Origin of the sequence: Limimaricola variabilis (assembly GCF_034371605.1) — a bacterium.
GTDB lineage: Bacteria > Pseudomonadota > Alphaproteobacteria > Rhodobacterales > Rhodobacteraceae > Limimaricola > Limimaricola variabilis.
This window is the reverse complement of sequence record NZ_CP139691.1, coordinates 303,912-330,210: the sequence shown is the minus strand read 5'-3', so window position 1 is coordinate 330,210 and position 26,299 is coordinate 303,912. Positions and strand designations below refer to the sequence as shown.

The 26,299-nt window shown below is 67.2% G+C and carries 23 protein-coding genes; 4 read left to right on the top strand and 19 right to left on the bottom strand.

Going from position 1 to position 26,299, the window contains the following annotated elements; all coding sequences use genetic code 11:
• Nucleotides 1-54 precede the first annotated feature (54 nt).
• The 3 genes from T8T21_RS01655 to T8T21_RS01645 are packed head-to-tail and all read left to right on the top strand — an operon-like array spanning nucleotide 55 to nucleotide 3,654.
• Nucleotides 55-1,320, top strand: coding sequence for an ROK family transcriptional regulator (locus T8T21_RS01655; RefSeq protein WP_322336537.1), 1,266 nt, complete (start codon nucleotides 55-57; stop codon nucleotides 1,318-1,320).
• Nucleotides 1,317-2,864 carry a CRTAC1 family protein gene (locus T8T21_RS01650; RefSeq protein ID WP_322336536.1) on the top strand — a complete coding sequence of 516 codons (1,548 nt, stop codon included), beginning with the start codon at nucleotides 1,317-1,319 and terminating at the stop codon, nucleotides 2,862-2,864. Before T8T21_RS01655 ends, T8T21_RS01650 begins: the two co-directional genes overlap by 4 nt.
• 37 nt (nucleotides 2,865-2,901) lie before the next feature.
• Nucleotides 2,902-3,654: a metallophosphoesterase gene (locus T8T21_RS01645; RefSeq protein WP_322336535.1), complete on the top strand. Its 753-nt coding sequence runs from the start codon at nucleotides 2,902-2,904 to the stop codon at nucleotides 3,652-3,654.
• On the opposite strand, the gene T8T21_RS01640 is transcribed toward T8T21_RS01645, so the two are convergent.
• The 19 genes from T8T21_RS01640 to T8T21_RS01550 all read right to left on the bottom strand — a co-directional run bounded on the left by T8T21_RS01640 (nucleotide 3,651) and on the right by T8T21_RS01550 (nucleotide 23,933).
• Complete coding sequence (locus T8T21_RS01640; RefSeq protein WP_322336534.1) at nucleotides 3,651-4,049, bottom strand: RidA family protein; 399 nt, start codon at nucleotides 4,047-4,049, stop codon at nucleotides 3,651-3,653. The two genes, T8T21_RS01645 and T8T21_RS01640, sit on opposite strands and share 4 nt — an antisense overlap.
• Nucleotides 4,039-4,467, bottom strand: a complete 429-nt coding sequence (locus T8T21_RS01635) for an acyl-CoA thioesterase (protein WP_322336533.1) — start codon at nucleotides 4,465-4,467, stop codon at nucleotides 4,039-4,041. The genes T8T21_RS01640 and T8T21_RS01635 overlap by 11 nt, the downstream gene beginning before the upstream one ends.
• A gap of 1 nt (nucleotide 4,468) precedes the next feature.
• Nucleotides 4,469-5,158 carry an ABC transporter ATP-binding protein gene (locus T8T21_RS01630; protein ID WP_322336532.1) on the bottom strand — a complete coding sequence of 230 codons (690 nt, stop codon included), beginning with the start codon at nucleotides 5,156-5,158 and terminating at the stop codon, nucleotides 4,469-4,471.
• Complete coding sequence (locus tag T8T21_RS01625) at nucleotides 5,155-5,904, bottom strand: ABC transporter ATP-binding protein (RefSeq protein WP_322336531.1); 750 nt, start codon at nucleotides 5,902-5,904, stop codon at nucleotides 5,155-5,157. The genes T8T21_RS01630 and T8T21_RS01625 overlap by 4 nt, the downstream gene beginning before the upstream one ends.
• Entirely contained in the window at nucleotides 5,897-6,919 is a 1,023-nt protein-coding gene (locus T8T21_RS01620) for a branched-chain amino acid ABC transporter permease (protein WP_322336530.1), read from the bottom strand. Before T8T21_RS01620 ends, T8T21_RS01625 begins: the two co-directional genes overlap by 8 nt.
• Complete coding sequence (locus tag T8T21_RS01615) at nucleotides 6,916-7,836, bottom strand: branched-chain amino acid ABC transporter permease (RefSeq protein WP_183475235.1); 921 nt, start codon at nucleotides 7,834-7,836, stop codon at nucleotides 6,916-6,918. The genes T8T21_RS01620 and T8T21_RS01615 overlap by 4 nt, the downstream gene beginning before the upstream one ends.
• Before the next feature lie 53 nt (nucleotides 7,837-7,889).
• Nucleotides 7,890-9,026: an ABC transporter substrate-binding protein gene (locus T8T21_RS01610; RefSeq protein ID WP_183475234.1), complete on the bottom strand. Its 1,137-nt coding sequence runs from the start codon at nucleotides 9,024-9,026 to the stop codon at nucleotides 7,890-7,892.
• 35 nt (nucleotides 9,027-9,061) lie between these two features.
• Nucleotides 9,062-9,835: a tryptophan 2,3-dioxygenase gene (gene kynA / locus T8T21_RS01605; RefSeq protein WP_322337440.1), complete on the bottom strand. Its 774-nt coding sequence runs from the start codon at nucleotides 9,833-9,835 to the stop codon at nucleotides 9,062-9,064.
• A 14-nt stretch (nucleotides 9,836-9,849) separates the two neighbouring features.
• A complete protein-coding gene (locus T8T21_RS01600; RefSeq protein WP_322336529.1) occupies nucleotides 9,850-11,472 on the bottom strand; it encodes an AMP-binding protein in 1,623 nt (540 codons plus the stop codon).
• Nucleotides 11,473-11,536: 64 nt separating this feature from the next.
• Nucleotides 11,537-12,718 carry an acyl-CoA dehydrogenase family protein gene (locus T8T21_RS01595; protein WP_322336528.1) on the bottom strand — a complete coding sequence of 394 codons (1,182 nt, stop codon included), beginning with the start codon at nucleotides 12,716-12,718 and terminating at the stop codon, nucleotides 11,537-11,539.
• A 1-nt stretch (nucleotide 12,719) separates the two neighbouring features.
• Nucleotides 12,720-13,511 (bottom strand): enoyl-CoA hydratase family protein, encoded by a 792-nt coding sequence (locus tag T8T21_RS01590; RefSeq protein ID WP_322336527.1) that lies wholly within the window; start codon nucleotides 13,509-13,511, stop codon nucleotides 12,720-12,722.
• A complete protein-coding gene (locus T8T21_RS01585; RefSeq protein ID WP_322336526.1) occupies nucleotides 13,508-13,969 on the bottom strand; it encodes a MarR family winged helix-turn-helix transcriptional regulator in 462 nt (153 codons plus the stop codon). Before T8T21_RS01585 ends, T8T21_RS01590 begins: the two co-directional genes overlap by 4 nt.
• Nucleotides 13,966-14,724, bottom strand: coding sequence for an SDR family NAD(P)-dependent oxidoreductase (locus tag T8T21_RS01580; protein WP_322336525.1), 759 nt, complete (start codon nucleotides 14,722-14,724; stop codon nucleotides 13,966-13,968). Before T8T21_RS01580 ends, T8T21_RS01585 begins: the two co-directional genes overlap by 4 nt.
• Nucleotides 14,724-17,018, bottom strand: coding sequence for a bifunctional salicylyl-CoA 5-hydroxylase/oxidoreductase (locus T8T21_RS01575; protein ID WP_322336524.1), 2,295 nt, complete (start codon nucleotides 17,016-17,018; stop codon nucleotides 14,724-14,726). The genes T8T21_RS01580 and T8T21_RS01575 overlap by 1 nt, the downstream gene beginning before the upstream one ends.
• Before the next feature lie 88 nt (nucleotides 17,019-17,106).
• Nucleotides 17,107-18,582, bottom strand: a complete 1,476-nt coding sequence (locus T8T21_RS01570; RefSeq protein WP_322336523.1) for a SpoVR family protein — start codon at nucleotides 18,580-18,582, stop codon at nucleotides 17,107-17,109.
• Entirely contained in the window at nucleotides 18,575-19,891 is a 1,317-nt protein-coding gene (locus T8T21_RS01565; RefSeq protein ID WP_183475226.1) for a YeaH/YhbH family protein, read from the bottom strand. Before T8T21_RS01565 ends, T8T21_RS01570 begins: the two co-directional genes overlap by 8 nt.
• Before the next feature lie 13 nt (nucleotides 19,892-19,904).
• A complete protein-coding gene (locus T8T21_RS01560) occupies nucleotides 19,905-21,839 on the bottom strand; it encodes a PrkA family serine protein kinase (RefSeq protein ID WP_322336522.1) in 1,935 nt (644 codons plus the stop codon).
• A 301-nt stretch (nucleotides 21,840-22,140) separates the two neighbouring features.
• A complete protein-coding gene (locus tag T8T21_RS01555) occupies nucleotides 22,141-23,493 on the bottom strand; it encodes a hypothetical protein (RefSeq protein WP_322336521.1) in 1,353 nt (450 codons plus the stop codon).
• Nucleotides 23,494-23,741: 248 nt separating this feature from the next.
• Nucleotides 23,742-23,933 (bottom strand): hypothetical protein, encoded by a 192-nt coding sequence (locus tag T8T21_RS01550; RefSeq protein ID WP_322336520.1) that lies wholly within the window; start codon nucleotides 23,931-23,933, stop codon nucleotides 23,742-23,744.
• Between the two features lie 482 nt (nucleotides 23,934-24,415).
• On the opposite strand from T8T21_RS01550, the gene T8T21_RS01545 reads away from it, so the two are divergent.
• Nucleotides 24,416-25,627, top strand: coding sequence for a tyrosine-type recombinase/integrase (locus tag T8T21_RS01545; RefSeq protein ID WP_322336519.1), 1,212 nt, complete (start codon nucleotides 24,416-24,418; stop codon nucleotides 25,625-25,627).
• The last annotated feature ends 672 nt before the right edge of the window (nucleotides 25,628-26,299 follow it).

Genomic DNA, 26,299 nt, shown 5'->3' with positions numbered 1-26,299 from the left:
GCGATCCGAAAATTTCGGCCCGGAGAAGCCCGCAGATAATTCGGGGAGAGAACAATGAGCGACGCGAACGCGGCGGAGGAGGCCGCATCCGTTGCAGAACCGCAACAGGGAGTCGGGCCGATGCTGCCGGGCAGCCAGCGCGAAGCGCGGCCGCTGCGTCAGCAGATCCTCGAGCATGTCCGCGCCAACGGGCGCGCCGCCCGTGCCGAGATCAGCCGCGCGCTGGGGGTCAGCGCCGGCTCGGTGACGACGATCACCTCCGAGCTGATCACCATGGGACTGCTGCGCGAGGTCGAGGGCGCCGCCCCCGCCGCCGCGACCCGTGGCCGCCCGCCCGTCGCGCTCGAACTGGTCCCCGAGGGACGGCTCGTGATCGGCATCAAGATCTCGGACGAACGCAACACCGCCGTGCTGGCCGATTTCGCCGGCACCATCCTGGCCGACGCGGCCCGCCCCGCCCCGCCCACGCGCCGTTCTCTCGACCAGACCTGCGACGAGATCGAGGCCTTGATCGAGGCGGTGCTGACACAGGCCGAGCAGCCGCGCGAGGCGCTGCTCGCGGTCGGGGTCGGCCTGTCGGGCATGGTCGATCACACCTCAGGCACGGTGCTGTGGTCGCCGCATCTCGGGCCGGACATGCCGCTGGGCGCCGAGGCCAGCCGCCGCTTCGGCCTGCCGGTGCTGGTCGACAACGACGCCAACATGCTGACGCTGGCCGAGCTGTGGTTCGGCGTCGGGCGGCAGCGCTCGGATTTCGCCGTCGTCACCATCGAGCATGGCGTCGGGATGGGGCTGGTGATTGACAACCGCCTCTATCGCGGCGAGCGCAGCATGGGGATGGAGCTGGGCCATACCAAGGTGCAGCTCGACGGCGCGCTGTGCCGCTGCGGCCGGCGCGGCTGCCTCGAGGCCTATATCGCCGACTACGCCCTTGCGCGCGAGGCGGCCACCGCGCTGGGCCGATCGCCATCGAGCCCGCAGGTGATGCTCGACGCGCTCTATGCCGAGGCCAAGGCCGGCAACCGGGCCGCCCGCACCATCTTCAACCGCGCCGGACGCTACATGGCGCTCGGCCTGTCCAACGTGATCCAGCTCTTCGACCCCAATCTGGTGATCCTCTCGGGCGAGCGGATGCGCTACGACTATCTCTACGCCGAGGAGGTGCTGGCCGAGATGCAGGCGATGACTTTGGTCGAGGGCCGCACGCCCGCGCGGGTCGAAATCCATGCCTGGGGCGATCTGGTCTGGGCGCGCGGCGCCAGCGCGCTGGCGCTGGCCGCCGTCACCGAGACGGTTCTGGCCGAGGCGCGGTCGGCATGACGATGCGCGAAGAACGTCCTGCGCGCGGCGGTTGGCGCGTATCGGTGGCCGCCTTCGTAACCCTCTCCTGCGCGCTCGGAGCCAACGCGGCGCTGGCGCAACCGCTGTTCGAGGACCGCTCGGCCGCGCTCGGCCCACACGCCTATGAGGGCGGCTGGGAGCATTTCGTCGGCGGCGGCGTGGCCGTCATGGACTGCGACGGCGACGCTCGGCCCGACATTTTCGCCGCGGGCGGCGAGTCTCCCGCCCGCCTATGGCGCAACCGTGGCGGTTTCGCCTTCGACACCGTGCCCCTGCCCGATCTGACCGGCGTCACCGGCGCCTACCCGCTCGATGCCGATGCCGATGGCCTGGCGGATCTCTTCGTGATGCGGGCCGGGCCGAACCTCCTTTTGCGCGGATTGGGTGATTGCCGCTTCGAGGATTCCACGGAGACGCTCGGCCTGCCGGCGGGCGACGCCTGGACCACCGCCTTCACCGCCTGGTGGGAGGAGGACGCCCGCCCCGTCATGGCGGTCGGAAACTATGTCGACCGCGACGACCCCGAAGGGCCGTTCGGCACCTGCGACGCCAACGCGATCCTGCGCCCCGAGGGCGCGGGGTGGCGGTCGGAGCCGCTCGAGCCTGGCTTTTGTGCGCTGTCGATGCTGGCCGCCCGCGACGCGCGCGGGCGACGCTCGCTGCGGATCTCAAACGACCGCCATTACTATGTCCGCGACGGCTACGAGCAGATGTGGGACATCGATGAGGGCCGCTTCCTGACCGAGGCGGATGGCTGGCCCCGGGTCTCGCTCTGGGGGATGGGCATCGCGGGCCGCGATCTCGATGGCGATGGCCGCGACGAGGTGATGCTGACCTCGATGGGCGATCAGCTCCTGCAGCTGGCGCAGGCGGATGGCAGCTATGCCGCGGCGCCCTTCTCGATCGGCTCCTACGCGCAGCGGCCGCATCTCGGCGATGACGGGCGCCCCTCGACCGGCTGGCATGCCGAGTTCGGCGATGTCGACAATGACGGGCGGGCCGACCTGTTCATTGCCAAGGGCAATGTCGACCAGATGCCCACCAATGCCATGCGCGACCCCAACAACCTTCTCATGCAGCGCACCGATGGCCGCTTCGAGGAGGCCTCGGTCACGGCCGGGATCGCCACGACCGAACGGGCGCGCGGCGCGGCGCTTGCCGATTTCGACGGCGACGGACGGCTCGACCTCGTGGTGGTCAACCGCCGCGCGCCGATCGAGTTGTGGCACAACGTGACCGAGGGCACGGGTCACTGGCTGGGGCTCGAACTGCGGCAGCCTGGCGGCAACCGCTTTGCCATCGGCGCCGTGGTGACGGTCGAGACCGGGGCCGGACGCCAGGTGCTGCAGAACACGATCGGCGGCGGTCATGCCGGCGGGCGGCTCGGGCCGTTGCATGTCGGGCTGGGCGCGGAGACCGGGGCCCGGGTCAGGGTGGAATGGCCCGATGGCACCGTCACCGGCCCGCATGAGTTCGGCGCTGACCGCGTCGTCACGCTCGACCGCGCCGCCCTGCCCGGTTGAGCTTGCCGCCACGGCGCCGCGCGTTAGGCTCGGCCGCATGAACACGCGCAGCTACGCCATCGGCGACATCCACGGCCATCCGGAGAAGCTCCGGATGGCGCATGACCTCATCGCGACCGACCGCAAACGGACCGATGACGACGACGCCCCGGTGATCCATCTGGGCGATCTGACCGATCGCGGACCGGACAGCCGGGCGGTGATCGACATGCTGATCGAGGGCCGTCAGGCTGGCCAGCCATGGATCGTGCTGCTCGGCAACCATGACCGGCTGTTCCGCAAATTCCTGGAGGATCCGGACTGGCAGGACCCGGGGCTGCGGCCGGATCTGGACTGGCTCGACCCGAGGCTCGGCGGCGACACCACGCTGCAAAGCTATGGCGTGGCGCCGGTGAAGGGACGCGACCCCTACGAGGTGCATCGCGAGGCGGTGGCGAAGGTGCCCGCGGCGCATCGCGATTTTCTCGCGGCGCTGCCGCTCTACCACGCGCGGGGCGAGGCGCTCTTCGTTCATGCCGGCATTCGCCCGGGCGTGCCGCTGGCCGAGCAGACCGAGGACGACCTCGTCTGGATCCGCAAGGGATGGCTCGAGGATGCCCGGGATCACGGCCCCCTCGTGGTGCATGGCCACACGGCGCTCGAACGACCCCGGCACTTCGGCAACCGCGTCGATCTCGACGGCGGCGCGGCCTATGGCCGGCCGCTCGCCGCGGCGGTGATCGAGGGGCGCGAGATCTGGCTGTTGACGCCCGACGGCCGTGTGCCGCTGCGCCCCGAGCCGGAGGCCTAGCGCGGGATCACCGCGGTCGCTTCGATCTCGACCAGCGCCTTGTCCTCGACCAGACCGGCCACCACAACCATGGTCATCGCCGGGAAATGCCGCCCCAGCACCCGGCGATAGGCCTCGCCGACCTCGCGCTGGCGGGCCAGGTATTCGCGCTTGTCGGTGACGTACCAGGTCAGTCGGGTGATGTGCTCGGCACCGCCGCCCGCCGCCTCGACTACCGCGAGGATGTTGCGCAGCGCCTGTTCCATCTGGCCGACGAAATCCTTGGCCTCGAACACCTGCGCGGCGGTCCAACCGATCTGGCCACCGACGAACAGCTGCCCGTCCTGCGTCAGGACGCCGTTGGCATAGCCCTTGGCGGGCGCCCAGCCCTCGGGGTGGATGATCTCATGTGCCATGCGGCGCCTCTTCTTCAAGTTCTCGGGTGATGGCCGCGCGCAGCGGCTCGGGCCAGGCCACGGCGCCGCCCGATGACTGCGACACGTGGACCAGGGTGAAATCGGCATGCAGCCGCGGTTGCGCGCCGCTCGCCACGTCGATCGAAAGGTCGAGGCTGCTGCGCCCCAGCCGCCGCGCCTGCAGCGTGAGCGCCAGCGGATCGCCGATCCGGCTCGGCGCGGTGAAGCGCACCTCGCAGCGCGCGGTCGGCACGGCATGGCCGCCCTCGACATGGATGGCGCCGAAGCTGTGGCCGAGCCGGTCCTCGAACCAGTCTTCGATGCAGGCGTTCAGCATTTCGAAATAGCGCGGGTAGAAGACGATCCCGGCGGGGTCGCAATGCTCGAACCGCACCTTGCGGGTGGTGACGAAGCCCATCTCAGACCCCCAGAAAGCGCTGCGCCACGTCGCCGGTGAGCGCCGCAGGCGTCCCGTGCCAGACGTCGCGGCCGCGCTCCAGCACGACGCAGTCATCGGCCACCTCGGCCAGTTCGCGCAGCGACTTGTCGACCACGAGGATCGACTGGCCCTGGGCCTTGAGCGCGCGGATCGCGGCCCAGATCTCGGCCCGCACCACCGGCGCGAGGCCCTCGGTCGCCTCGTCGAGGATCAGAAGCTTGGGGTTGGTCGTCAACGCGCGGCCGATCACCAGCATCTGCTGCTCGCCCCCCGACAGCGTCTCGGAGCGCTGCTGCGCTCGTTCCTCGAGCCGAGGGAACAACGCATAGACCCGCTCCAGCGTCCATTCGCCCCGGCGCGCGGCGGCGATCAGGTTCTCGCGCACGGTGAGGCCGCGAAACGCCCGCCGTCCCTCCGGCACCAGCCCCAACCCGAGCCGTGCCGCGCGATGCGCCGGCAGCCGGGCGAGGTCGTGACCGGCAAAGGCGATCCGACCCGATCGCGCGGCCATCATCCGCATGATGCAGGCGATGGTCGTGGTCTTGCCCATGCCATTGCGGCCCATCAGCGCCAGCGCCCGGCCCTCGCCCAGCGACAGGGACACGCCGAACAGCGCCTGGCTGGCGCCATAAGCGGCGGTCAGGTCCTCGACCTCCAGAAGCGCGCTCATGCCTCCTCCCCCAGATAGACCCGCTGCACCTCGGCATCGGCCCGGATCTCCTCTGGCGTGCCGGTGGCGATGATGCGGCCATATACCAGCACCGAAACCCGGTCCGACAGCCGGAACACCGCGTCCATGTCGTGCTCCACCAGCAGAATCGGCGCCCGGTGGCGCAGCCCGTCGAGAAGATCGCCCAAGGCCCGCGCCCCTTCGGTGCCCATCCCGGCCATCGGCTCGTCGAGTAGGAACAGCGCCGGTTTCAGAGCCAGCGCCATCGCGATCTCGAGCTTGCGCCGCTCGCCATGGGCCAGCTCTGCTGCGGGCACCGTCTCGCGCCCCGAGAGCCCGGCCCGCGTGATGCAATCATGCGCCGTGGCCAGCAGGCCCGCGTCGCGCATCACTGGCCTGAAGAAACGGAAGGTGGCGCCGGAGGCACCCTGCGCCGACAACACGACGTTCTGCAGCACCGTGAACTCCGGCGCCACGGAGGACACCTGAAAGCTGCGCGCCATGCCCAGCCGCGCCCGCCCAGCCGCATCGATACCAGAGAGCGACCGGCCCCTGAGCCGCACCTCGCCCGCATCGGGCGTGATCTCGCCCGCGATCTGCTTGATCAGGGTCGACTTGCCCGCGCCGTTCGGCCCGATCAGCCCGTGGATCTCCCCCGGCCGCAGATCGAGCGACACGTCGTCGGTCGCCTTCAGCGCACCGAAGGATTTCCGTAGTCCGGTGATCTCGAGGATTGGCTCAGCCATGTCGCCCTCCCGTCAGGAAACCGATCACCCCGCCGCGTGCGAAGAGCACGACGCCCAGCAGCAACAGGCCGAAGTAGAACTGCCAGTAGTCGCTCACCCCGCCCAGCACGTGCTCGAGCGTGATGTAGAGCCCTGCCCCGGCCAGCGGCGCGAAAAGCCGCCCGGTGCCGCCGAGGATCAGGAACACCAGCAATTCGCCTGACAGGTGCCAAGACAGCATCGAGGGGCTGACGAAACGGTTAAGATCGGCGTAGAGCGCGCCTGCCAGCGCGGTAATCGCGCCGGAAATGACGAAGGCCACCAGCAGCACGCCGCCAGGCCGGATGCCGACCGCCATCAGCCGCTGCCGGTTCTGCCGTGCCGCCTGAAGCGCGAGGCCGAAGCGCGAATGCGCCAGCATGGAGATCAGCCCCAGAACTGCGAACAGCACTGCCACGGCCAGCGCGAAGAACTGGATCGGGTCGAGCGTGTTCAGCCCCGGAAAGCCGTTGCGCACGTAGATCGGCAACCCGTCCTCGCCGCCATAGGCCGGCCAGGAGATCGCGAAGTAGAAGATCATCTGCCCGAAGGCGAGCGTGATCATGATGAAATAGACGCCCGTGGTCCGAAGCGACAGCGCGCCGATCGCCAGCGCGGCCAGCCCGCCGAGGACCATCGCGAACAGCCAGATCAGCGGCATCAAGGTGGAGCCCTCGAACAGGAAGGGCCATTCGAACATCGGCGAGTAGTTCAGCGCGTGATGCGCGAGGATGCCCGACGTGTAGCCGCCGATCCCGAAATAGGCGGCGTGGCCGAAGGAGACGAGCCCGCCATAGCCCAGCACGAGGTTCAGCCCGGCCCCGGCGATGGCGAGGATCGCCACCTTGGTGGCAAGCGTGATCAGGAAGGGCTCGTCGAGCAGCCAAGCGCCAAGCCCGAAGACCAGCAGCGCCAGCCCGAGCCCCGCATTGACCAGCGTCTCGCGCGAAGGCGCCGCGCGCCGGGCCCCCGCCGCCGGGATCTCGGCCGCGCTCATGCCCGCGCTCCGAACAGGCCACCGGGCCGGACGACCAGCACCAGTGCCATCAGGATGTAGATCGCCATCGAGGCCAGCGCCGCGCCGATCGAGGTGGCGGCCGAGGTCTCCATGAACAGGCTGAACAGCGGCGGCAGCAGCACCCGCCCCATCGTGTCGGTGAGACCGACCAGCAGCGCACCGATCAGCGCGCCCTTGATCGAGCCGATGCCGCCGATGACGATCACAACGAAGGCGAGGATCAGCACCGGCTCGCCCATGCCGACCTGCACCGACTGGATCGTGCCGACCAGCGCCCCGGCCAGCCCGGCCAGCGCCGCGCCCAGCGCGAAGACGAGGGTATAGAGACGGCCGATATCGACGCCGAGCCCGGCGATCATCTCGCGATCCGCCTCGCCGGCGCGGACCTGCACGCCGATCCGGGTCTTGCCGATCAACAGGAACAGTCCCACCGCGACCGCGAGCCCCGCGCCGATGATGGCAAGGCGGAACAGCGAATACTGGATGCCGCCCGGCAGGGTCACGCTGCCCGAAAGCGCGGCTGGCACGTTGAGATAGAGCGGGAAGGAGCCGTAGAGCCAGCGCGTTCCTTCCGAGAAAATCAGGATCAGCGCGAAGGTCGCGAGCACCTGGTCGAGATGATCGCGCGCATAGAGCCTGCGGATCACCGCCACCTCGACGATCGCGCCCGCCGCCGCCGCCGCCGCGATCGAGGCGGCGAGGCCGAGCCAGAACGATCCGGTGGCCGCGGCCACGCCCGCGCAGGCAAAGGCGCCGACCATGTAGAGCGAGCCATGCGCGAGGTTGATCAGCCCCATCACGCCGAAGACCAGCGTCAGCCCGGCGGCCATCAGGAACAGCATCAGACCGGACTGGATGCCGTTCAGCAGCTGTTCGATCAGCAGGATCATCGACATGGGACGGGCCTCTCAACAGGGGTGCGGCGGGCGCGAACGCCCGCCGCCGCGGATCACATCTTGCACTCTTCGGCGTAGGCGTCGCCGCGGTCTTCCATCGCCGTCGCGACGATCTTGTTGGTGAGCGTGCCGTCCTCGGAGACCACCTCGCGGACATAGATGTCCTGCACCGGGTGCTGGTTCGGCCCGAAGGAGAACTTGCCGCGCACGCTGTCGAACTCGGCGGCGCGCAGCGCTTCGCGGAAGGCGTCGGCATCCGAGATGTCGGCCTTGTCCATCGCCGCGAGCAGCAGCCGCGCCGTGTCGTAGCCCTGCGCCGCGTAAAGCGACGGCAGACGGTCGTACTTCGCCTCGAATGCCTCGACGAAGTGCGCGTTGGCCTCGTTGTCGATGTCCTTCGACCACTGGGCGGTGTTCTTCACCCCGATCGCCGCGTCGCCGATGGCGGGCAGGATGTCCTGGCTGAAGGAGAAGGCCGGACCCACGACCGGCATGTCGATGCCCGCCTCGGCCCATTGCTTCATGAAGGAGATGCCCATGCCACCGGGCAGGAAGAAGAACAGCCCGTCGGCGCCGCTGTCGCGGATCTGCGCGATCTCGGCGGCGTAGTCGGTCTGGCCGAGCTGGGTATAGACCTCGCTCGCGACTTCACCCTCGTAGAAGCGCTTGAAGCCCGCCAGGCTGTCCTGACCGGCAGGATAGTTCGGCGCCATGATGAACATGGTCCCGAAGCCTTCGTTGGTGGCGTAGGCGCCGGCCGCCTCGTGCAGGTTGTCATTCTGGTAGCTCACCGAGAAGTAGTTTTCGTGGCAGCCCTTGCCGGCGAGCTGCGACGGCGCGGCGTTGGTCGACAGGTAGAACTTGCCCTGCCGCGTGGCGCCGGGCACCACCGCCATGGCGAGGTTCGACCAGACGATGCCGGTCAGCACGTCGACATCCTCGGACTGGATCATCTTGTCGGACAGCTGCACCGCGATCTCGGGCTTTTGCTGGTCGTCCTCGATGACGACCTCCAGCTCCGGGTTGCCCGCCTCCTCGACCGCGAGCATGAAGCCGTCGCGGGTGTCGATGCCGAGGCTGGCGCCACCGCCCGAAAGCGTGGTGATCATGCCGACCTTGACCGGTTCGGCCATCGCCGCACCGCCGATCATCGACAGCGCCAAGGCGGTCGTCGTCAGGTATCTGGTCATTCTCGTCTCCCTGTGAATGCCGGTCTTGCTGCCGGTCATAGATTGGTACGCAAGTGCCAAAGCTCTGGAAAGAGTTCGATTTCGAGCATCCGCTTGAGGTAGCTCACGCCGCCCGTGCCCCCCGTGCCGCGCTTGAAGCCGATCACCCGTTCCACGGTGGTGACGTGGTTGAAGCGCCAGCGGCGGAAGTAGTCCTCGAAATCCACCAGCTTCTCGGCCAGCTCGTAAAGCGGCCAATGCGTCTCGGGATCGCGGTAGACCTCGGTCCATGCGGCCATCACCCGGTCGTCGGGATGCGCGGCCTGTTCCGGCACGTCGAAACCCGCCCGCGCGAGGCAGCCGATGGCGGTGTCGTAGAGGCTCGGCCGTGCCAGTTCGGCGCGCAGCCGCTCCACGATGTCGGGACGATGCTGATGCGGGCCGATCATCGCCTCGTTGCGGTTGCCCACCGTGAACTCGATCAGCCGGTACTGCCAGGATTGAAAGCCCGAGGATTGCCCCAGCGCGTCGCGGTAGCGGGTGTATTCGCTCGGCGTCATGGTGCGCAGCACGTCCCACGCGGCGTTCATCTGCTCGAATATCCGGGCCACGCGGGTCAGCATCTTGAAGGCCGGGCGCAGCCGGTTCTCGGCGATGGCGGTGCGCGCGGCGTCCAGCTCGTGCAGCGCGAGGCGCATCCACAGCTCGGTCACCTGATGCTGCACGATGAACAGCATCTCGTCATGCTCCTGGGTGCGCGGATGCTGTGCGGTCAGCACCGCGTCGAGACCGAGATAGTCCGTGTAGGACATCTTGCCCTCGAACCGCATGACGGGATCGTCGGTCACTTCGATCCCTCGCGCAGCCGGAACCTCTGGATTTTGCCGCTCTCTGTCTTGGGCAGCGCGCCGCGGAAGACGATGGAGCGCGGATACTTGTAGGGCGCGATCTGCGCCTTCACGTGATCCTGCAGCAGCTTGACCATCGCCTCGCAGGGCTCCTGCCCTTCGGCCAGCACGACATGCGCCTGCACCACCTGCCCGCGCTCCGGATCGGGATGAGCCACCACCGCGCATTCGACGACCGCGTCATGCGACAGCAGCGCCGCTTCGACCTCGGGCGCCGCGATGTTGTAACCCGCCGAGAGGATGATGTCGTCTGAACGCGCGGCGAAGTGGAAGCGCCCCTCCTCGTCCTGGGTGAAGGCGTCGCCGGTGAGGTTCCAGCCGTCGCGGACATATTCGCGCTGGCGCGCGTCGGCGAGGTAGCGGCAGCCCGTGGGCCCCTTGACCGCGAGCTGCCCGACCGTGCCGCGCGGCACCTCGTTCATCTCGTCATCGACCACCTTGGCGACATAGCCGCTGACGGGGCGGCCGGTGCAGCCCGGATGGCTGTCGTCGAGCCGGTTGGTGATGAAGATGTGCAGAAGCTCGGTCGCGCCGATCCCGTCGAGCATCGGCTTGCCGGTCTTCTCCATCCACTCGTGATAGACCGGCGCGGGCAGCGTCTCTCCGGCCGAGACGGCGCAGCGCAGGCTCGACAGATCCGCCCCCTCCTCCATTGCCCGCAGCATGGCGCGGTAGGCGGTGGGCGCGGTGAAGCAGATCGTGGCGCGGTACTTCTCGATGATCTCGATCATGTTGGCCGGCGAGGCCGTCTCGAGGAGCGTCGCGGCGGCGCCGAAGCGCAGCGGAAACACCGCGAGCCCGCCCAGACCGAAGGTGAAGGCCAAGGGCGGCGAGCCGACGAAGACGTCATCCGGCGTCACGCCGAGAACCTCCTTGGCATAGCCATCCGCGATGATCAGCAGGTCACGGTGGAAATGCATCGTCGCCTTGGGCACGCCGGTCGAACCGGAGGTGAAACCCATGAGCGCCACGTCATCGCGGCCCGTCTCCACCGCCTGAAACGTCACCGGCTTGTCGAGCGCGGCGCGGTCGAGCTCGGCGTCGTGATTGGCGGTGCCGTCGAAGCCCACCACCTTCTGGAGATGCGGGCTCTGCTTGGCGCAGGCCACCATCTCGTCCATCAGCCGGGTGTCGCAGAGCGCCAAGCTGACCTCGGCCTTGTCGACGATCTTGCACAGCTCACCCGCTCGCAGCATCGGCATGGTGTTGACCACCACCGCCCCCGCCTTGGTCGCGGCCAGCCAGCAGGCGACCATCGCCGGGTTGTTGGCCGAGCGGATCAGCACCCGGTTGCCGGGCTTCACGCCGTAATCCTCGACCAGCACCCGCGCGATGCGGTTGGTCCAGTCCATCAGCTCCTTGTAGCTGCGGCGCCGACCATTGCCGATCAACGCGGTGTGGTCCCCGAAGCCCTTTTCGACCAGCCGGTCGCACAGCTCGACCCCGGCGTTGAGCCGCTCGGGGTATTCGAAGCCGTCGAGCAGAAGCTCCGGCCACTGATCCATCGGCGGCAGGTTGTCGCGCGAGAAGCTGTCCTCATGCGCGGTCGGTCCCAGCATCTTCCTCTCCTCCCTGATCCGCGCCGCCGGGGCTCTCCCCTTCCCCGGGCGGCGCGGCCCTGCCCTAACTTGCGTGCGCCGCCGTGGCGGCGGCTTCCTTGTCATGCGCCGCCATGGCGGCGCGGGCGATGATGATCTTCTGCACGTCGCTCGCGCCCTCATAGATCCTGAGCGCGCGGATCTCGCGGTAGAGCGTCTCGGGCACCGAGCCCGAACGCACCCCGTCGCCGCCATGGATCTGCACCGCCGCGTCGATGATCTTCTGCGCCTGATCGGTGGAGAACAGCTTGGCCATCGCCGCCTCGCGGCTGACGCGCGGCGCGCCGCTGTCCTTCATCCATGCCGCGCGGTATGTCAGCAGCGCCGCCGCGTCGATATCGAGCGCCATCTCGGCGATGTGGCCCTGCACCATCTGCATCTCGAACAGCGGCGCGCCGAACAGCTCGCGCGACGCGGCACGGTCGAGGCTCGCGTCCATCGCGCGGCGCGCGAAGCCCAGCGCCGCCGCCGCGACCGTGGAGCGGAACACGTCGAGCACCGACATCGCGATCCGAAAGCCCTGCCCCGGCTCGCCGATGATCGCGTCGGCGGGCAGCCTCACGCCTTCGAAGGCTAGCCGTGCGAGCGGGTGCGGCGCGATGGTCTCGAGCCGCTCGGCGATGTGCAGCCCCGACGCATCTGCGGGCACGATGAAGGCCGACAGCCCCTTGGCACCCGGCCCCTCGCCGGTGCGCGCGAAGACCACGTAGAGATCGGCGATGCCGCCATTCGAGATCCAGGTCTTCTCGCCGTCGAGCACCCAGTCACCGCCGTCACGCCGCGCCGTCATGGCGAGGTTGGCGACGTCGGAGCCCGATTGCGGCTCGGTCAGCGCAAAGGCCGAGATCGCCGCGCCTGACCGCACCTTGGGCAGCCATTCGGACTTCTGCTCCGACGTGCCGAACAGCGAGATCGCGCCCGAACCCAGCCCCTGCATCGCGAAGGCGAAATCGGCGAGCCCGTCATGCCGCGCCAGCGTCTCGCGGATCAGGCACAGGCTGCGCACGTCTAGCTTGCCGTCCTCGGACGCCGCGTGCTCCAGCCAGCCGCCCTGCCCCAGCCGCGTCACAAGCTCCCGGCAGGCCGCGTCGGTATCGGCATGGTCGATATCCCCCAGCCGCCGCCCGGCCCAGCGCTCCAGCGCCTCGGACAGTTCGCGGTGCCTCTCCTCGAAGAAGGGCCAGTCGAGGAAGCTCTTGTCCGACATGTCAGTCCCCCTCGAAGACGGGTTTTTCGCGCGCCATGAAGGCGTGGTAGGCGCGGCGGAAATCCTCGGTCTGCATGCAGATCGCCTGTGCCTGCGCCTCGGCCTCGATCGCGCGCTCCAGCCCCATGTCCCATTCCTGCAGCAGCATGGTCTTGGTCATCATGTTGGCGAAGCGCGGGCCCGCCGCGATGCGGCTCGCCAGCTTCAGCGCCTCGGCCTCAAGCTCGTGGCCGCCGACGAGGCGGTTGTAGAAGCCCCAAGCGGCGCCCTCATCCGCGGTCATCACCCGGCCGGTATAGAGCAGCTCGGCCGCGCGCCCCTGCCCGATGATGCGGGGCAGCATGGCGCAGGCGCCCATGTCGCAGCCCGCCAGACCGACGCGGTTGAACAGGAACGCGGTCTTGGCCTCTGGCGTGGCGAGGCGGATGTCCGAGGCCATGGCGAGGATCGCGCCGGCGCCGACCGCCACACCGTCCACCGCGGCAACGATCGGCTTACCGCAGGTCAGCATCGCCTTGACCAGATCGCCGGTCATCCGGGTGAAGCCCAACAAGCCCTTCATGTCCATTTCGGTGAGCGGGCCGATGATATCCTCGACATCGCCGCCGGAGCTGAAGTTGCCCCCATTCGGGGCGATGACGACCGCGTGGATCTCTTCATCCGCTGCCAGGTCGCGGAACCAGTCGCGCAGCTCGGCGTAGCTCTGGAAGGTGAAGGGGTTCTTGCGTTCGGGGCGGTCGAGCCGAACCACGGCGACCGCGCCCTCGCGCTCCAGCCTGAAATGCGCGCTCATCGTTTCTCCTCCAGATCGCGAGCCACGGTGTCGAGATCCTCCATGATCCGCACCGCCTCCGCCTCGGTGATCGCGCCCATCAGCTCGTTGACCCACGCTTCATGCGCGGCCGCGAGCGTGGCGAAATGCCCGCGTCCCTTGCCGGTGAGCCGCACCTCCATGGCGCGCCGGTCGCCGGCCACGGCGTGGCGCTCGGCATGGCCCTCCGCTTCGAGCCGGTCGACGATGCCGGTGACGTTGCCGTTCGACACCCGCAGCCGCCGCGACAGCTCGGACATCTTGAGCCCCTCGGGGCTACGATCCAGCGCCGCCATCACGTCGAAACGCGGCAGGGTGGTGCCGAACTCGGTGCGCAGCCTGTCGCGCAGCGCCGTCTCGACCGCGTTCGAGGTCTTCAGGAGCTTCAGCCACAGCCTGAGCCGCGTCTTGCCCGCCTTGGCCTGAACCTCGACGCTCATATCTCGCCCCCAGATACCGAGATCGCCTGCCCGGTCACCGCGCTGGCCCCTTCGCCCGCGAGCCAAAGCACCGCATCGGCGACCTCTTCGGGCTGCACGAAGCGTCCCTGCGGGTTGCCCGAGGCCAGCGCCTTGGCGGCCTCCTCGCGCGAGCGGCCGGTCTTGGCGACGATGTTGTCGATGCTTTCTTCGAGCATCGGCGTCTCTGCAAATCCGGGGCAGATCGCGTTGACGGTGATCGGTGTACGCGCCAGTTCGAGCGCAAGCGACCGCGTCAGTCCGACCACCGCGTGCTTGGCCGCGACATAGCCCGAGACATAGGGATAGCCTTTGAGACCGGCGGTCGAGGCGATGGCGATGAGCCGTCCCCGGCCCGCCTCGCGCATCCCCGGCAGCACCGCCTGCCACAGGTTGAACACGCCGTGCAGATTGACGCCGAGCATCGCGTCGAAATCCTCGGGCGTGGTCTTGGCAAACGGCTTGCTCTCGGCCGCGCCGGCATTGGCGATGGCGATGGTCACGGGGCCGCGCTCTCGCGTCGCTTGCTCCACGACGCGCACCACCTCCCCGGCGCGCGTCACGTCCCCCGTGATCCATCCCATCTCCGCCTGCCCCCCGGCGGTCTCTTCGAGCGGCGCTTCGCGCCGCCCGGTGATCGTGACGCGGGCCCCTTCGGCGGCCAGGGCGCGGGCGATGGCCCGTCCCACCCCGGTGCCGCCGCCGGTGACCAGCGCGTGGTGTCCCGCAAGCCGCATCAGACCCGCTCCTGCATCTGCTCGGCCCGGTCGGCCAGACGCCAGGCCTGGTCACGGCCGGGCAGGTAGGGAACGGGCCAGTCCTCGTGGCGGTCGCCGATCGCGGTGGCGGCGTGCAGCGTCCAGTAGGGATCGGCGAGGTGCGGCCGGGCGATGGCAACGAGATCCGCCCGCCCCGCCATCAGGATCGAGTTCACGTGGTCGGCCTCGTAGATGTTGCCCACTGCCATGGTCGCGAGCCCCGCCTCGTTGCGGATGCGATCCGAGAACGGCGTCTGGAACATGCGGCCATAGACCGGCTTGGCCTCGATGCTGGTCTGGCCCGCCGATACGTCGATCAGGTCGGCCCCGGCCTGCGAGAAGGCGCGCGCGATCTCGACCGCCTCGTCGGGCGTCACGCCGTGCTCGCCGACCCAGTCATTGGCCGAGATCCGCACCGACATAGGCTTGTCATCGGGCCACGCGGCCCGCATCGCCCGGAACACCTCGAGCGGCCAGCGCAGGCGGTTCTCGAGGCTGCCGCCATATTCATCGCTGCGCCGGTTCGACATGGGCGAAATGAAGGAGGAGACGAGATAGCCATGCGCGGCGTGCAACTCGATCATGTCGAAGCCCGCGCGCGCGGCCATCTCGGTCGATGCCACGAATTGCGCCGTCACCTCGTCCATCTCGTCGCGTGTCATCTCGCGGGGCGCCGGATTGTTGTCCGACCACGGGATCGGGCTCGCCGAGATGGTCTCCCAGTTGCCCTCCTTCAGCGGCGCATCCATCTCCTCCCAGCCAAGCTGGGTCGAGCCCTTGCGCCCCGAATGGCCGATCTGGCAGCAGAACTTCGCATCCGTCTCGGCATGGACGAAGTCGGTGATCCGCCTCCATGCCGCCTCGTGCTCCGGCGCGTAGAGACCGGGGCAGCCGGGCGTGATCCGGCCTTGCGCCGACACGCAGGTCATCTCGGTATAGACCAGTCCCGCCCCGCCCTTGGCGCGCTCGCCCAGATGCACCAGATGCCAATCGGTCGGACAGCCATCCACCGCCTTGTACTGCGCCATGGGCGAAACGACGACGCGGTTCTTCAGCTCCATGCCACGCAGCCTGTAGGGCGCGAACATCGGCGCGCGCACGGGCGCGTCCTCGGGCAACCCGGCGCGGCTCTGGAACCAGCGCTCGGCGCCCTTCAGCCATTCGGGATCGCGCAGGCGCAGGTTCTCGTGGCTGATCCGTTGGCTGCGGGTCAGCAGCGAATAGTTGAACTGCACCGGGTCGAGATCGAGATAACGGCCGACCTCCTCGAACCACTCCATCGAGTTGCGCGCCGCCGATTGCAGGCGCAGCACCTCGATGCGGCGCGCCTCCTCATAGGCGGCGAAGGCGGTCGACAGGTCGGGCGCGCGGGCAATCTCGTCAGCCAGCGCGATCGCGGATTCGAGCGCCAGCTTGGTGCCGCTGCCGATCGAGAAATGCGCGGTGGCGGCGGCGTCGCCCAGGAGCACGATGTTGTCGGTGTACCAGCGCTCGCACAGCACGCGGGGAAAGTTGATCCAGGCCGAGCCGCGGATATGGCGCGCGTTAGACATCAGGGGATGGCCGCCCAGATGGTCGCGGAAGATCTCTTCGCAGGTGGCGACCGACTCTTCCTGGCTCATCTTGTCGAAGCCCCAGGCGGCAAAGGTTTCTGGCGCACATTCGACAATGAACGTCGCGGTGCCGGGCTCGAACTGGTAGGCATGCGCCCAGACCCAGCCATGCCGGGTTTTCTCGAAGATGAAGGTGAAGGCGTCGGCGAAGCTCTGGGTCGTGCCGAGCCATGTGAAATGACAGCGGCGGCGGTCGATCTCCGGGCGGAACTCCTGTTCGAACGTTGTTCGGGTCTTGGAATTCAGCCCGTCGGCCGCGACCACGAGGTCATAATCCGCAGCATAGTCGGCAGCGCTGCTGGCCTCGGTTTCAAAGCGCAGCTCGACGCCCAGCTCGCGTGCGCGGTCCTGCAGCAGCAGTAGCAGACGCTTGCGACCAATGCCGCAGAAGCCGTGGCCCGAGGAGACGATCCGCTCGCCGCCCTTCACCACCGCGACATCATCCCAATAGGCGAAATGCTCGCGGATCGCGGCGGCCGATACGGGGTCGTTGGCAGCAAGGTTGTCGAGCGTCTCGTCCGACAGCACCACGCCCCAACCGAAGGTATCGTCGGCGCGGTTGCGCTCGATCACCACCACCTCGTGCGACGGGTCCCGAAGCTTGGCCGAAATGGCAAAGTAGAGCCCCGCCGGTCCGCCTCCGATGCATACGATCTTCATGGCCCCTCCCCGGTGCTACGGAGAAAGGCTAGGCCCGGCGCCGATTCATTTCAAGCTTAAAATATATTTGCTTGAAGCATCCAATCGGTCAGCTTTGCAGCTCCTCGATCTCGACCTCGTAGCCCCACAGCTCCCGCAGGCAGGCCTGCGTCGCCTCGCTTTCGCGCGGATCGAGGGGGACGTCGTTGCGCAGGGTATGGCGCAGCCGCAGGATGCGGTCGCCCGCGAGATCCGCGTCGAGTACCTCGATGTCGGGGCTGCGGCTCGACAGGTCGTAGCTGCGCGCCAACGTGTCGCGCACCGCATGGTAGCCGCCCTCGTCGTGGATGGCGGTGACGCGCAGCGTCTCCTCGCTCTCGGCGTCGCGCAGTGCGAAGAGCCGCAGGTCGCGCATCACCTTGGGGCTGAGGAACTGCTGGATAAAGCTCTCGTCCCGGTAATTGGCCCAGGCATCCTTGAGCACGCCCCGCCAGTCGCCGCAGCCGGCGATGGCCGGGAACCAGGAGCGGTCCTCCTCCTCCGGCGCCTCGCAGATCCGCTGAATGTCGCGCATCATGGCAAAGCCCAGCGCGTAGGGGTTCAGCCCGCTATAGCCCGGGTGATCGTAGCCGGGCTGGAACAGCACGCTCGAATGGCTGTGCAGGATCTCGAGCATCGCGCCGTCGCCGATCCGGCCCTGTTCGTGCAGCCGGTTGAGGATGTGGAAATGCACGAAGCAGGCGCAGCCCTCGTTCATCACCTGCGTCTGGCGCTGCGGATAGAAATACTGCGCCATGTTGCGCACGATCCGAAGCGTCTGGCGCTGCCACGGCTCGAGCACCGGGCTGTGGCGCTCGAGGAAGTAGAGGATGTTCTCCTCCGGCAGGCCGAGCGCACGGCGCCGCTGCACGATCTCGTCCTCGCCAGGATCGGAGCGCCGCTCGGCCTCGAGCCGGCTCCACAAATAGTGGGCGGCGCGCTCGTCCTCCTCGATCCGCTTCTCGGCGCGTTCGGCCTCGGCGCGCAGCGAGGGCTGCGCCGGACGGCGATGGCGGAAGACCGAGGCGTTCATCAGCGCATGCGCCGCATCCAGCGTCCGCTCCACCCGCCCCGGGCCGTAGCGCTCCTCGCAGCGGCTGAGGAAATTGCGGGCATAGTCGAGATAGTCGAGGATGCCGCGCGGGTCGGTCCATTGCCGGAACAGGTGGTTCGACTTGAAGAAGTGGTTATGGCCGAAGGCGGCATGGGCGATCACCAGCGCCTGCATCGGCATGGTGTTCTCTTCTAGGCAGTAGCAGATGCAGGGATCCGAGTTGATGACGATCTCGTAGGCCAGCCCCTGCGCGCCCTTGGAATAGAGCCGCTCGTGATGGATGAACTGCTTGCCGAAGGACCAGTGCCGATACATCAGCGGCATGCCGGTCGAGGAATAGGCGTCGAGCATCTGCTCGGTCGAGATGATCTCGATCTGGTTGGGATAGACGTCGAGCCCGAGATCGTCGCGCGCGACCTCCTCGATCGCCTCGGTGGTGCGCCGGAGCGTGTCGAAGTTCCAGTCCGGGCCATCGAAGAGCAGCTCAGCCATGCGCCGCCTCCGTCTTGCGGGCGAAGAGGTCGCGGAAGACCGGGTAGATGTCGCCCGACCCGGCCACGCGGCGCATCGCGAAGTTGGGCCAGCGCGAGGCGACCTCGCGATAGGCCATCCACAGCTCGGTGCCGCGCGCCGCGTCGCGCAGGATCCGCGCCTCGGCTTCGCCGATGATCTCGACATAGGCGAAGTGCTGGCAGACCTTGAGAAGCTCACCCTCGAGCCAGCTTTGGCAGTCGCGGCTGTCGCCTTGGTAGTTGTCGCCATCCGAGGCCTGGGCCGCGTAGATGTTCCACTCCGAGGCGGGGTAGCGCTCGGACTGCACGCGATGCATCTCGGCCAGCGCGGTCGAGACCATCGTGCCGCCGCTTTCGCGCGAATAGAAGAAGGTCTGCTCGTCGACTTCCGAGGCCAGATGGGTGTGCCGGATGAAGACCAGCTCGACCGTCTCGTAGCGGCGCCGCAGAAACAGGTGCAGCAGCACGAAGAACCGCTTTGCGAGGTCCTTCTCGCGCGCCCCCATCGAGGCCGACACGTCCATCAGGCAGAACATGACGGCGCGGGCGCGGGGCTCTGGCTGCGGTTCGAAATGGCTGTAGCGCAGATCAAGCGGATCGAGATAGGGCACCCGCTTGCGATGCGTGGTCGCGGCCTCGAGTTCCTCGCGCAGCCGGGCCATCTCGGCGCGCTGCTCGGCATCCGGCTCGAACACCGCCTCGAGCGCGAAGAGCCTGTCCCGCAACTCTTCGAGCGCGGCGTCCGACGGACGCCGCAGCGCGATCCGCCGCCCCATGGCGCGGCGCATGGTGCGGCCGACATTGAGGTTGGCGGGCGCGCCGGTGACCGACAGCCCGGCGCGGCGCGGCCGATGCACGGCGCTGCCGGCGAGGCTGCGCTTGATCAGGTCGGGCAGTTCGAGATCCTCGAAGAAGATGTCCAGGAACTCGTCGCGCGACAGCGCGAAGACGAAGTCGTCCTCGCCCTCGCCGTCTGGCGCGCCCTGCCGCCCGGCCCCGCCGCCGCCCTGCTGGGGTCGCGGGATCTCGTCGCCGGCGCGGTATTCGCGGTTGCCGGGCAGCACCCCCTCGCGGGTGCCCCCCTTGGAGGCGTGGCGAAAGCTCGGCTCGCCGAGGCTGTCGCGCGGCACCGAAACCTCGGTGCCCGCCTCCATGTCGGTGATGCCGCGCTTGCGCACGCTCGCGTCGACCGCTTCGCGCACATGCGCCTTGATGCGGCCGATGAAGCGACGTCGATTGCCGAGGTTGCGGCCTTTGGGGTTGAGACGGCGGTCGATGAAATGCGTCATGCCCGCCCCTTTCTCATCCGGCCTTGTTCACCCGCATGTACCATTCGACGAGCCTCCTCACCTGGCGCGGCGTGTAGCCCCGCTCGCCCATCCGCTCCACGAACTCGGCATGCTTGGCATCCGTGTCCTTGTCGCGCTTGGCGCCGAAGCTCACCACCGGCAACAGGTCCTCGACCCGGCTGAACATCCGCTTCTCGATCACCCGCCGCAGCTTTTCGTAGCCGCGCCAGTCGGGGTTGCGGCCCTCGTTCTCGGCGCGTGCCCTGAGCACGAACTTGACCACCTCGTTGCGGAAGTCCTTGGGGTTCGACACGCCCGCCGGCTTCTCGATCTTGGCCAGTTCCGCCTCGAGCACGTCGCGGTCGAACATCTGCCCGGTATCGGGATCCTTGTAGTCCTGGTCCTCGATCCAGGCGTCGGCATAGGCGATGTAGCGGTCGAACAGGTTCTGGCCGTAATCGGCGTAGCTCTCGAGATAGGCCTTCTGGATCTCCTCGCCGATGAACTCGGCATAGCGCGGCGCGAGATCGGACTTCAGATGATCGAGATAGCGCGCCTCGATTTCCTCGGGGAACTGCTCACGCCGGACCGCCTGTTCGAGCACATACATCAGGTGCACCGGATCGGCGCCGACCTCATCGACATCGTGGTTGATCGTCTCGGCCAGCACCTTGAAGGCGAAGCGGGTCGAGATGCCGGTCATCCCCTCATCGGCACCGGCGGCGTCGCGATACTCCTGCATGCTGCGCGCCTTGGGGTCGGTATGCTTGAGCGTCTCGCCATCATAGGTGCGCATCTTGGCGTAGAGGGTCGAGTTCTCGTGCTCCTGCAACCGGGTGAGCACCGAGAAGCGCGCGAGGATCGGCAGCGTCTCCGGGGCGCAGGGCGCGCTGCCCAGAGAGCTTTCGCGCAGGAGCTTGTCGTAGATCCGTGCTTCCTCGGTGGCGCGCAGACAGTAGGGAATCTTGACCACCGAGATCCGGTCGAGAAAGGCCTCGTTGTTGCGGTTGCCCTTGAACTGGCGCCATTCGGCCTCGTTGGAGTGAGCGATGATCAGGCCCTGATAGGGCATCGCGCCGATGTTCTCGGTGCCGGTATAGCTGCCCTCCTGCGTGGCGGTCAGCAGCGGGTGCAGCACCTTGATCGGTGCCTTGAACATCTCGACGAACTCGAGCAGGCCCTGGGTGGTGCGGTTGAGGCCGCCCGAGTAGCTGTAGGCGTCCGGGTCGTCCTGGCCCATGTGTTCAAGCTTGCGGATGTCGAGCTTGCCGACCAGCGCCGAGACGTCCTGGTTGTTCTCGTCGCCCGGCTCGGTCTTGGTGACGCCGATCTGCCTGAGCCGCGAGGGCTGCATCTTCACCACTGAGAAGCGCGAGATGTCGCCGCCGAACTCCTCGAGCCGCTTGACCGCCCAGGGGCTGATCAACCCGGTGAGCAGGCGGCGCGGAATGTCGTACTTGTCCTCCAGCAGATCGCCGAACCGCTCGCGGTCGAACAGACCGAGCGGGTTTTCGAAGACCGGGCTGATCTGGTCACCGGCCTTGAGAACGTAGATCGGCTCCTTTTCCATCAACGCCTTGAGGATCTCGGCGATGGTCGACTTGCCGCCGCCGACGGGGCCAAGAAGGTAGAGGATCTGCTTGCGCTCCTCGAGGCCCTGGCTGGCGTGGCGGAAGAAGCCGACGATCCGTTCGACCACCTCCTCGTTGCCATAGAGGCTTTCGAAGGCGCGGTAGATCTTGACGGTGCGGTTGAGAAATATCCGGCCGAGCCGCTGGTCGTGGCTGGTATCCACCAGTTCCGGCTCGCCTATCGCGCGCATCATCCGCTCTGCGGCGGTGGCACGCACGGATGGGTCCTCCCGACATCGCAGGAGGTATTCCTGCAGGCTCAGCTCCTCAGTTCGCGAGCTGGCGTAGTTTTCGGCGTAGCGGGTAAAGACATCCATCGGCCCATTCTCTCGTCGGTTGGCGTGCTCGGCACGCGGTCCGTCCCCCCGGAAGGCGAATCTTTTTCTTTCCATCATATTATGTGGGCGCGACACATTGGCAAATCACGGAGATTTACCAAGCGTCACAGATCATGTTTTAGCGAACGCTGTGTGATCGGGCGACAGGTGGCCTGCGGCGACCCGTTCCCATGCCGCGTGGCGACGCGTCGTCATGCGCAGGGCTTCGAATGCGACAAGGCCCGCGCCATGGAAGCGCGGGCCTTCGGAGTTTCAAAGCGGTCGATACAACCGTGTCGCGTCAGCCGCGGCCCTTCGGGCCCTTGGCATTGCTGTCGGATTTGGCCGCCTTGTCGGTCTTGCCGGACGCGTCGGCCTTGGCCTTGCCGCCGAGGCCACCCTGCCCCGGGCCCTTGCCATTGCCGGAGCCGGCCTTGTCGGCGGGCCCGCCACCATTCGCGAGACCGGGATTGTCCTCGTCGATCCCGTCGGCATTGTTGCCATGTCCGCAATTGTCTTTCCCGTCCGAGCGGTTTTCGTCGTCATCGACCTCGCCGCAGCCGCCACGCCGTCCGCGATCCTTGCCATTACGGTCACGATCGGCAAGGTCGCGATCCTCGTCTTCATCGTCATCGTCGCGATGGTCATCCCGCGCCTTGCGGTCGTCGCGGCGGTCCTTGTTGAACATGCCGAACAGCCCCCCCGAACGCGATCCGCGCGCTTCGGTGCTGGTTTCGGACGTCGCCGAACCGTCGGCGCTGGCCGTCGCCACTGCGGTCGAGGTCGAAGTCGAAGTCGCCGTCCCGGTCGCCCGGGCGTCCGTCACGGTTGTACCGCCGACGGGAGCCGAGCCGGTGGCGTCGACCACTGCAGTCGTTCCGCCCGTGCCGCCGACCGTACCCGATCCGGTCGCCTGCGTCCCTGCCGCAACCTCGGTCGTGCCACCGGCCTGCGGAAGATCTGCGCTTCCCGCCACCGTCGCCCCGCCTTGCAGCGTGGCATCGGTCGACGCGCCGCCGGCGTTCAGAGCATTCGCCGCGAGTGCGGCCGTCGCGGCGGTGCCGACAGCACCACCGAGATCGACGAAGTCGCGGCTCTCGGCCCGTGCCGCGTAGGTGATGCCCGGTGCGCGGCTGGCGGGGACGCGTGCGCCGCGCTGCGACAGCGGCTGACCGGTCCGGCAGTCATAGACGAACTCGTTCATGACGTCGCCGCGGATAGCGGCGATCCGCGCTTGGCTGGGGCCGACTGCCACATCGAAGGCGGAGAAGCCCTGCGCCTGAAGCGCCCGGATCACCGGCGCCACGGCGGCGCAGGACGCTGCATAGCGCGGCGCCTCGGCGACGCTGCGGCGGGTGGCGGGGTTGCTATAGGCAATCTCGCCCGCCACGCCGCGTTCCGCTCCGGCCACGGGGGGCAGCCCCGGCTGGAGGATGGGCGCCGAAAGGCCCCCCGCTTGCGCGCTCGAGGCGAAGGCCAGGATAAGCGCGGCAGCGTTCAAACGAAATAACTTACCCAATTTGGAAACTCCTGAACGGATGCGATGAATTGCTGCCAAACATTCAAAGAGCCCAGTTGGTTGCACCCGCCCGCTCGTATTCAACCCGCCTCGCATCGGCTTCTCAGCGGAACTCTCGGGAACCCAATCGAACATGCCGGTCCGGGGGGCGACCGGAGGGCATCAGGGCGATCCTATGGGTCATGCAGAAGAGCGTCCCCTCGACCCCTGGCAAGGGGCAGCGAGCGCCATGTCAGCACGAGACGCTATCCCACCGACGCGATCCATGCGGGACGGCACCTCGCCTCCCGCGCCGACGCCCGGACAGGCAAATGACCCACAAAGACGAGATGGATCAGCGCATGAATGGACGGTCGGCGTTTACGCCAGACGCCGCGTTCGCTTTAGACGAAGTGGGACCACCGGGTCAGCGCGACGGCGCCGAAGATCACCAGCGACGTCGCGATGAGGCCCAGCCCGGATCCGCGCATTCTGCCATTCCGATCCATGAGACTGGCCAGAAGCAGCACGACGATCGGCAACAGGATCCACGCCCAAGACGGGAGATCAAACAACTCTGGGGATACACTCTTCATGCCCCTCTACTACTCAGAGCCTGCACGTTCTGCATTAGGGCAATGGGAGAGGGCGGCCTCAGCGAAAGGATAGCGGCCGCATTGTTGGACGGAGACTGCCACCGCATCGCAGCGCCCCCTCCCTCGCGGAACAGGAAAGAACTGACGTGTCACCACGACGGCCAGCCGTCTCGGCATCAGGGGAAGCCCGAGCCCCGCGGGATTGCCGATTGCCCCTCACTTCCGCGCAGCTAAAGCAGCTCGGAACATTTTCGATCGGTCCACTCGCTGGAAACCAGAATGCGAGGCCGCATAGCCTGTCTCCCGACCGGCTAGGCAAATTTGGTACTTACTGAAAATAATCGAGAATGGCGGAGCGAGAGTCCGCCGCCGCGCATTCCAGTCTATTCCCGTAACGTATAAAATACAGGTGCTTACGAGAGATTAGGTGCTTGTGGGTTCCAGTCTCGTCCCCCATATTCCACATGAGGATGGGGGACGTAATGGCGGACGGTCAAGACGGGCGGACAGGATTGAAAGCGGGACGTCACCCGGAGAAGGCGCTGTCTGCCGCCTTCGTTCGAACCGTGAAAGCCCCGGGCAAATACACCGACGGGCACGGGCTGTTCCTCAAGGTCGAGGCAAGCGGTGCCCGGCGCTGGGTGCAACGTATTGTCATTCGGGGCAAGCGAACGGAAATCGGTCTTGGCTCGGCATCGCTCGTCAGCCTCGCTCAAGCGCGAGAGATGGCGCAGGAGAACCGCAGGGAAGCCCGGCAAGGTGGCGACCCGCTCAGGGCCAAGCGCGAGGCACAGGCGACGCTCACATTCGAGGAGGCCGCGCGCAAAGTGCACGCCATCCATGTCCCCTCCTGGCGCAACGCGAAGCACGCCGCGCAATTTATCTCCACGCTCGAAACCTATGCTTTTCCCAACATCGGTGGCCATCGCGTGCCAGACATCACCACCGCCGACGTTCTGGCGGTCCTGCAACCCATTTGGTTGGAGAAGCCAGAGACCGCCCGCCGTGTTCGTCAACGCATCGGCACGGTGATGAAATGGGCAGTCGCGCAGGGATGGCGGCAGGACAACCCCGCCGAATCCATTTCAAGCGCACTGCCCCGCCAGAGCCGTGCCCAGCGCCATCGGAAGGCCATGCCCTATGGCGAGGTCAGAGATTGCCTCAAAGCCATCCGCGCGTCCAAGGCGAGCCCCTTCACCAAGCTGGCGCTCGAATTGTTGGTGATTACTGCCTGCCGTTCAGGCGAGGTTCGGCTGGCCGATTGGTCGGAAATGGATCTGGATCGAGCCGTGTGGACGATTCCGGCCGAACGTATGAAGGCAGGGCGCGAGCACCGCGTGCCGCTCAGCGACCATGCCGTCTCATTGCTACGTCAGGCGCAGGCGTTGGGCACCGGGACCGGCTTCGTGTTCCTCGGCGCGAAGGCGGGACGGCCCCTCTCCGATATGACCCTGGCCAAGCTGGTCAAGGAACTCGGATTTGATGTCGACGTGCATGGTTTCCGCACGTCGTTCAAGACTTGGGCACAGGAGCAGACCAACGCGCCGCGCGAGGTTTCCGAGGCCGCATTGGCGCATGTAATCCGTGACAAGGCCGAAGCCGCCTATGCGCGGTCGGACCTGTTCGAAAAGCGGCGCGTATTGATGGGCGGTTGGGCTGACTTCATTATGAGTGAGTTCTCGTCCTCGCGCTAAAACATGAGGTACCCTATACCGGAGCAGTTGCGCCACGCTCGACGCTCTCGATGCTCTGTCTGCTTGTTCGAGACGAAAAGAGCCGCTTCATTCGGCCATCCCAAATAGCATTCTCAGTGAACCGGGGGGCCTACGCATGAAACTTCATGGATCGGTTCTAGTGTAAGCACGCCGCAAGTACGATGCGCCCACCAGATGGCACGCTAGCGACACAGCGATATTCCTTTAGTTTCCAGTCACTCAGCACTTCCTCAGCGCGCTTGGGCCATATGCAGGTGACGTGGCACGGCAGCCAGCCGGGGCTCTGTCGGCCTGTCAAGCCGCCAGAGCCGAGACATCTTCGGACCCGACCAAAAGCTTGACGAAATGCAGTCCGAATAAGGACTTGCGAGGCAAAGCAAGGGGCCGCAACTCGCGATTTCATGTTGTGGCAAAATCGCAATTTCTTGTGGATAGGGCTGTGTCAAACACAATCTGTAGCTTGGAACGTGCTATGATACACTACATAGTGTCCATAGGGCACTCTCAAGTACCATTGCAGGACAAGAGAGCCCGCCCTCCGGTTGATCAGAACCGGAACGACGGGCTGAGGACGTAATTGACGCTCATCAATGTCCTAGGCTCGACCCTTGCACCGACCCGAAGACCGCGCAAGCGATTCCAAGGGGCCAA